This window comes from Streptomyces diastaticus subsp. diastaticus (assembly GCF_011170125.1).
Lineage (GTDB): Bacteria > Actinomycetota > Actinomycetes > Streptomycetales > Streptomycetaceae > Streptomyces > Streptomyces diastaticus.
This window is the reverse complement of record NZ_BLLN01000003.1, coordinates 1,671,708-1,677,935: the sequence shown is the minus strand read 5'-3', so window position 1 is coordinate 1,677,935 and position 6,228 is coordinate 1,671,708. Positions and strand designations below refer to the sequence as shown.

General features: G+C 74.0%; 6 protein-coding genes. 5 read left to right on the top strand and 1 reads right to left on the bottom strand.

Translation table 11 applies throughout. From position 1 onward, the window contains the following. Positions 1–675: 675 nt before the first annotated feature. Complete coding sequence (locus Sdia_RS15960) at positions 676–1,713, bottom strand: GDP-mannose 4,6-dehydratase (protein WP_100455786.1); 1,038 nt, start codon at positions 1,711–1,713, stop codon at positions 676–678. A 376-nt stretch (positions 1,714–2,089) separates the two neighbouring features. Here Sdia_RS15960 and Sdia_RS15955 point away from each other — a divergent pair, with 376 nt between their 5' ends. From Sdia_RS15955 to Sdia_RS15935, 5 genes are read left to right on the top strand one after another with little or no spacing between them, the layout of a single operon-like run. After that, positions 2,090–2,629 carry an RNA polymerase sigma factor gene (locus Sdia_RS15955; protein ID WP_100455785.1) on the top strand — a complete coding sequence of 180 codons (540 nt, stop codon included), beginning with the start codon at positions 2,090–2,092 and terminating at the stop codon, positions 2,627–2,629. After that, positions 2,626–3,426: a zf-HC2 domain-containing protein gene (locus tag Sdia_RS15950; protein ID WP_100455784.1), complete on the top strand. Its 801-nt coding sequence runs from the start codon at positions 2,626–2,628 to the stop codon at positions 3,424–3,426. Before Sdia_RS15955 ends, Sdia_RS15950 begins: the two co-directional genes overlap by 4 nt. A 32-nt stretch (positions 3,427–3,458) precedes the next feature. Beyond that, complete coding sequence (locus Sdia_RS15945; RefSeq protein ID WP_100455783.1) at positions 3,459–4,244, top strand: ABC transporter ATP-binding protein; 786 nt, start codon at positions 3,459–3,461, stop codon at positions 4,242–4,244. Further along, positions 4,241–5,551 carry an MIP/aquaporin family protein gene (locus tag Sdia_RS15940; protein ID WP_100455782.1) on the top strand — a complete coding sequence of 437 codons (1,311 nt, stop codon included), beginning with the start codon at positions 4,241–4,243 and terminating at the stop codon, positions 5,549–5,551. The genes Sdia_RS15945 and Sdia_RS15940 overlap by 4 nt, the downstream gene beginning before the upstream one ends. Then, complete coding sequence (locus Sdia_RS15935; RefSeq protein WP_100455781.1) at positions 5,548–6,144, top strand: hypothetical protein; 597 nt, start codon at positions 5,548–5,550, stop codon at positions 6,142–6,144. Before Sdia_RS15940 ends, Sdia_RS15935 begins: the two co-directional genes overlap by 4 nt. Positions 6,145–6,228: the final 84 nt, after the last annotated feature.

Sequence of the window (6,228 nt, the reverse complement as noted above, 5' to 3'; positions counted from 1 at the left end):
ATCAACGCAACCCATCTGGAGGAAGACCGGCGGACGGCTGGCGGTCCGGTGTGGACACCGGATGCCCGGGGCGGCCGTGCGAGGCCGGGCGGGTGCGGCGTCCGGAGGGGGAGGAACTACTGGGGCGGGGCCTGGACGGCCTGCCGGGCGCGGTGTCTCACGCGCGGGCGGGGGCGGGCGGGATGCCGCGCCTCGCGCCAAGGGGTTCGCGACGCATCCTGTGCGGTGTCCCTGGTACCGGGTGCGTACTCCGCGGGTCCCGCTCCTCGAACGGGGCCGAGGGCCCGGGGAGGGAGCCGCTCGGGCCTTCGGCCGGTGCGGCGGGAGTGCGTGCCGGGCGCCGTGCGGAAGCTGCCGGACACCGCCTGGAGGCCCAGGGCGGCGCCCCGGGGCGCAGGCGGGCGGGCAGCGCCCGCGCCGCTCCCTCGGAGCACACGCCGGGCGCGCGTGCCGTGCACACAGTTCCGCTGACCATGGGGCCAGTCTGCGGCGGGTACGGCTTTGGAAATCCCTAGTGTGTGCGGACGTTGCGGGCCTCAGGTCCGCAGGTCACGAGAGGACGCCGCCGTGCCGGCGACCGGTCCCGGGAGCAGGGCGGCGTCCGGGGGCGGGGACGCGGGCACCACCCCGCCGCGCCGGGCACCGCGCGGGCGTCCCGGCACCGACCGTGCGGACCTACCAGCTGCCGGTGGCCAGGAGCTGGCGGTAGTCCCGCTCGCGGGACGCCTGGCGCAGGTCGGACTCGACCATCATGCGCATCAGCTGCTCGAAGTCCACCTCGGGCTCCCAGCCCAGCTCGCGGCGGGCGTTGCCGGAGTCGGCGCACAGGGTCTCGACCTCGGCCGGCCGCACCAGTCCGGGGTCGACGACGACGTGCTCCTGCCAGTCGAGACCGACGTGCTCGAAGGCGATGCGGGCGGCGTCGCGGACCCGGTGCATGGCTCCGGTGCCCACCACGTAGTCACCGGGCTGCTCCTGCTGGAGCATCAGGTGCATGGCGCGCACGTAGTCGCCGGCGAAGCCCCAGTCACGCTCGGCGTCGAGGTTGCCGAGGTGGAGCTTGTCCATCAGGCCGAGCTTGATCTGGGAGACGGCCAGGGAGATCTTGCGGGTCACGAACTCCGCGCCGCGGCGCGGCGACTCGTGGTTGAACAGGATGCCGGAGACCCCGTACATCCCGTAGGACTCGCGGTAGTTCTGGGTGATGTAGTGGCCGAAGGCCTTGGCCACCCCGTACGGGCTGCGAGGGTGGAAGGAGGTGGTCTCGCGCTGCGGGCTCTCCGCCACCTTGCCGTACATCTCGGAGGACGACGCCTGGTAGAAGCGGATCTGGCCGCGGGGCGGGCCGCCCCCGGAGGACTTGGTGAGGCCCGACACCATGCGGACGGCCTCCAGCATGCGCAGCACCCCGGTCCCGTTGACCTCGGTGACCAGTTCGGGCTGCTGCCAGGACATGGGCACGAACGAGATGGCGCCCAGGTTGTAGACCTCGTCGGGCTGGACCAGGTCGACCGCCGAGACCAGGCTTCCTTGGTCCATGAGGTCGCCGTCCACGAAGGACAGCTCGGGGATCAGCTTGGCGATCCGGTCCTTGCGGGGGTTGGCCTGGCCCCGGCAGAGCCCCCAGACCTGGTATCCCTGGTCGAGGAGGTGTTCGGCCAGGTAAGAACCGTCCTGGCCGGTGATTCCGGTGATGAGTGCACGCTTGGACATCTTCCCTCTTTCCACCGCCACGGTGAGGACCGGTCGGGCGGGAGTCCGCGCCGGCGGGGCGGACTGATGGACCCCAATGCGTACTGTCACGCTCCGGCGGCGGGCAGAGCCTTGCCCTCCGCCGGAGCACGAGACGCACGGCTGCGCTCACGAGCCGTCCTCGTCGCAGCCATGCAAGCACGCACGGAGCTAAGGGATTTGCGAGTCTTCACCGAGACCCCTCGCCCACGAGTCGAGGGAAATCCCTCCATAACGCGGCACCGGGCGAGGCCCGCGGGCCCGCGCCGTTGCCATGGGACCTCCTCGCGCCGGGCGGGCGCGGAACCGGCCGAAAACCCGAACCGGGGGTCCCGTCGTCTCTCCGGGCGTGAAAAGAATGGCAGACCTCGACGAGGCAGATCTCGTCCGTCGCGTCGCCCGCGGTGACCGGGCGGCGTTCGACGAGTTGTACCGGCGTACCTCGCCCTGGCTGGCGACGCGGCTCCGCCGCCGCTGCGCGGACGACGACGTCGTCGCCGACGTGCTCCAGGACACCTACCTGGCGGTCTGGCGGGCGGCCGGCGGCTTCGCGGGCTCGGTGACCGAGGGCAGTGCGGTCGGCTGGCTCTGGACCATCGCCGCCAACCGCCTCGTCGACGCGTTCCGCCGCCGCGCCCGGCAGGAACGGGTGCCGCGTGTGGCGCAGGTCGAGAGGACCGCGCCCGCCGCCGAGGACGAGGTGCTGGCGACCCGCGTCGACCAGGACCTGGAGCAGGCGCTGCTGCGGCTGCCCCCGGAGTTGCGGCAGGTGTTGCAGGCCATGGTGCTCGACGACCTGTCGGTCCGGCAGACGGCGGTGCTGCTCGGCATGCCGGAGGGCACGGTGAAGACCCGCGCGCGGCGGGCCCGGATCGCACTGCGGAAGGCACTCTCATGACGCATCCCACCCCCACCGTGCTGGACCGCTACGCCGACGGCGGGGGCGGTCTCGACGACGCCGCGCTCTGGTCGGTCGAGGCCCACCTCGACACGTGCGCGAGCTGCCGCGCCCGGCTCGCCGAGAACCTCGGCCCCACCACCGCGGAACTGCTCGACCGGGTCGCCGTCTCCCTCGACCAGGCGGTGGGTGCGGGCCCGGCCCCGGCCCGGCGCCGCACCCGTGCGGTGGCGGTGCACCGGCGGTGGCTGGCCTGGACACTGCTGCCCTGGCTCGCGGTGAGCGTCGCGGTACTGGGCTGCGGCGTGCTCCTCGACTCCGCCCATCCGAGCCTGCCCTCCCTCGTGCTGCTGCTCGCGCCGGTGGCTCCGCTGCCGGGCGTCGCGGTGGCCTGGAGCCGGCGGACCGACCCGGTCTGGGAACTGGTCGCCACCACTCCCGCGGCCGGCCTGGCCATGGTGTTGCGGCGGACGCTCACCGTGCTGCTCGTCGTGGTTCCGGTACTGCTGGTGGCGGGGATGAGCACCGGGACCTCGTTGGCCCTCACGCTGCTGCCGTGTCTGGCGTTCACCGCGGCCGCCCTCGCGCTCGGCGCCTTCGTCGGGGTCCGGCGCGCGGCGACCGGCCTCGGGGCCGCCTGGTCCGCCGTGGTCCTGCTGCCGAGCCTGGCCACCCAGTCCATGCCTCCGCTCCTCCAGCCGGGCAGCGACGGCGCCTGGGCGACGGCGGGCGTCGCCCTCACCGCGGCCACCGCCCTCACCACCCCTCACTTCCGCCGCCTCACCAGCGGCGACTGACCCCCTTCCGACAGGAGAGACCCTTGCGAGTGATGAGCGCCGCCGAGACGGCCCCCACCCTCCATCCCTGGCGCGTCCACACCGAAGGACTGCGGGTCCGCGCCGGCCGGCACCTGGCCGTCGACGGCCTCGACCTGGCCCTGCGGACCGGTGTGCACGGCCTGCTCGGCCCGAACGGCGCCGGCAAGACCACGCTGATGCGCGCCCTGGCCACCGTCGTCAAGCCGGCCGGCGGCTCCCTCACGCTGCTCGGCACGCGGGTCGACAACCGCACCGACCTGCGCGGGGTACGGCGCGGACTGGGCTACCTGCCCCAGCAGTTCGGCTTCTACCCGCGTTTCACGGTCCGCGAGTTCGTCGAGTACATGGCCTGGCTCAAGGAGATGCCCAGGCCCGCCGTGACGGACGCGGTGCAACGCGCGCTGGACCGGGTCGGCCTCGCCGGCAAGGCAGACACCAGGATGAAGGCGCTGTCCGGTGGCATGCTGCGCCGGGCCGGTATCGCTCAGGCCATCGTCAACGACCCCGAACTGCTGCTGCTCGACGAACCGACCGTCGGGCTCGATCCCGAGCAGCGGCTCGACTTCCGCGAACTGCTGCGCGACCTCGGCACCGACAGTTGCGTGCTGGTCTCCACCCACCTCGTCGAGGACGTGGTCGCCGCCTGCTCCGACGTCCTCCTCATGAACGAGGGCCGGCTCCTCTTCCAGAGCACGCCCGAGGACCTGATGGCACGCGGCGGCCAGGACGACCCGGGCGACAGTCCGGCCGAGCGTGGCTACTCCGCACTCCTGCGTCAGCACCGGAGCAACGCATGACACGTCTTCTCAGCATCGAACTCCGCCGGTCCGCCACCCTCGGCGCCGCGCTGCTCATCGCCCTCACCGGCGCGATCGTGCTCCACGCCACGGCGGGCCGCTGGTCCGCCGGGTGGCTGGCGCTGGCCATGACGGAGCGTGAGTACCTCGCGTTCCTCGCGCCGCTCGCCATGGCCGCCGGCGCCTGGCAGTCCTACCGCGAGCACCGGGCCAACGTCGCCGAGCTGTTCGCCGCCGCTCCCCTGCCCCGCCCCCGGCGGGTGGTACCGATCCTGGTCACGACCGGACTCGGCGTCGTCGCCGCGTACCTGCTCGCGTTCCTCGCGGCGGCACCGCGCATCGTGGGTACGGCGCGGTACCTGCCGGCGACGGTCCTCGTCGTCGTGGCCGTGGGGCTGGTCGCGATGACCGCCTCGGTCTGGCTGGGGCTGGCGGTGGGGCGCCTGATACCGGCCCTCGCCACCGCGCCCGCTCTGGCCGTGACCGGCTTCGCCCTGCTGGTGTTCGTGCCTCACGCTCTTCCGGACGGAGGGGTCGCGGCGGCCTTCTCCCCGAGCATGGGGATGAGCATGTTCAGCGACTACGACACCGTCGCCGGCGGGGTCAGCCTCGCCCAGGCCCTCTGGACGGGTGCCGTCGCCGTGGCGGCCCTGGTGCTCTTCGCCGTCGCGGACCGCAGGTTCGCGCCGGCCGCGCTGGTGCCGCTGGCGATCGGGGCGGTGGTCACGGCCCTGCTCGTGCCGACCGGCGACGCCTACGACCGCGGCAGGCTCGACCCGGTCGCCCAGGAACCGGTGTGCACCGCGGACACCCCGCGGGTCTGCGTCAGTCGCGCCCACGAGGGGCTGCTGCCGGAAGTGGCGGCCAAGGCCCGGAACGCCCTGGAGCTCCTGCCGACGGAGTCGGTCACCGAGGCGCACGAGGACACCACGACCCTCTTCCCGCCGACCTCGCCGGCCCCGCGGGCCGACACCGCGCTGATGGAGATCACGGTCGGCGCGGACGGCCGCCTCGCCCACCCGGGCCGGCTCGAACCGGCGGTACTCACCGGTGTGTTCACCGGGCCGGCCCACTGCGGAGACATCCGGAACTTCCCGGTCGCGACCGCTGCGGCCTACTGGCTGCTCGACCGGGAACCGGCCGCCGGCCCCGACGGCCTGGAATTCGACGACCCGGAGGCCGTCGAGATGTGGAAGGGGCTGAAGGCACTGGAGCCGGCTGAGGCACGGGCCCGGGTGGCCGACGTCCACCGGGCCGCCCAGCGGTGCCGGGACACCGCCGGCCTGCTGAGCGGGAGCGCCTCATGAGGGGCCTGACGCTCTACATCCGCTCCCGCCGGGTGCCGGGCGCGCTCGGCGGGGCGTTCGCGGTCACCGCCCTCACGTGGTTGCTGACGGCCGTCTCCAACGGGGCGGGCGAGGTCGGAGGGGTTCTGCTCGCCCTGACGGTGCTGCTCCTCGTGGCTGTCCTCACGGTCACCCTCGGTGGCCCGGACGACTCCCTGGACCGCACGGCGGCGAGGCCGTGGGGGGCACTGCGGACGCTCCACCTGGTGGCCCTCCTCGGATGCGTGCTCGTTCTCCTGCTGGTCACGCTGGCCACCGCGACGCGTTTCGGCCCGTTCGGTCACGTCGTCCGCGACGCGGTCGGCCTCCTGGGTCTGACCGCCCTGGGGGCGGTGGCCACCGGCACCGCCCGGGCGTGGTTCCTGCCTCTCGGGTGGACGCTCGGCGCGGCCGCCTTCCCGGGCACGGGTACGGCGGGCGAGGCGCTGACCTGGCAGGCGCAGGCGGCCGACAGCCGGCCGGCGGCCGTGGTCGCGGCGGTGCTGGCCGTGGCGGGCTTCGTCGCCTACGTGGGCCGGGGTCCGCTCCCCCGGACGTCGGCGGAGAACGTCTGAGCGCGCGGTGGCCGGCCTTCCGGGTGACCCGGCCCCTGGGGCCGGGTCACCCGGAAGTGCGTGGGGGCGGGGCGGACGGCCGTC

Excerpts from the sequence above, each read along its gene's own strand:
- Sdia_RS15960 (WP_100455786.1), bottom strand. The coding sequence starts at position 1,713 with ATGTCCAAGCGTGCACTCATCACCGGAATCACCGGCCAGGACGGTTCT.
- Sdia_RS15955 (WP_100455785.1), top strand. The coding sequence starts at position 2,090 with ATGGCAGACCTCGACGAGGCAGATCTCGTCCGTCGCGTCGCCCGCGGT.
- Sdia_RS15950 (WP_100455784.1), top strand. The coding sequence starts at position 2,626 with ATGACGCATCCCACCCCCACCGTGCTGGACCGCTACGCCGACGGCGGG.
- Sdia_RS15945 (WP_100455783.1), top strand. The coding sequence starts at position 3,459 with ATGAGCGCCGCCGAGACGGCCCCCACCCTCCATCCCTGGCGCGTCCAC.
- Sdia_RS15940 (WP_100455782.1), top strand. The coding sequence starts at position 4,241 with ATGACACGTCTTCTCAGCATCGAACTCCGCCGGTCCGCCACCCTCGGC.
- Sdia_RS15935 (WP_100455781.1), top strand. The coding sequence starts at position 5,548 with ATGAGGGGCCTGACGCTCTACATCCGCTCCCGCCGGGTGCCGGGCGCG.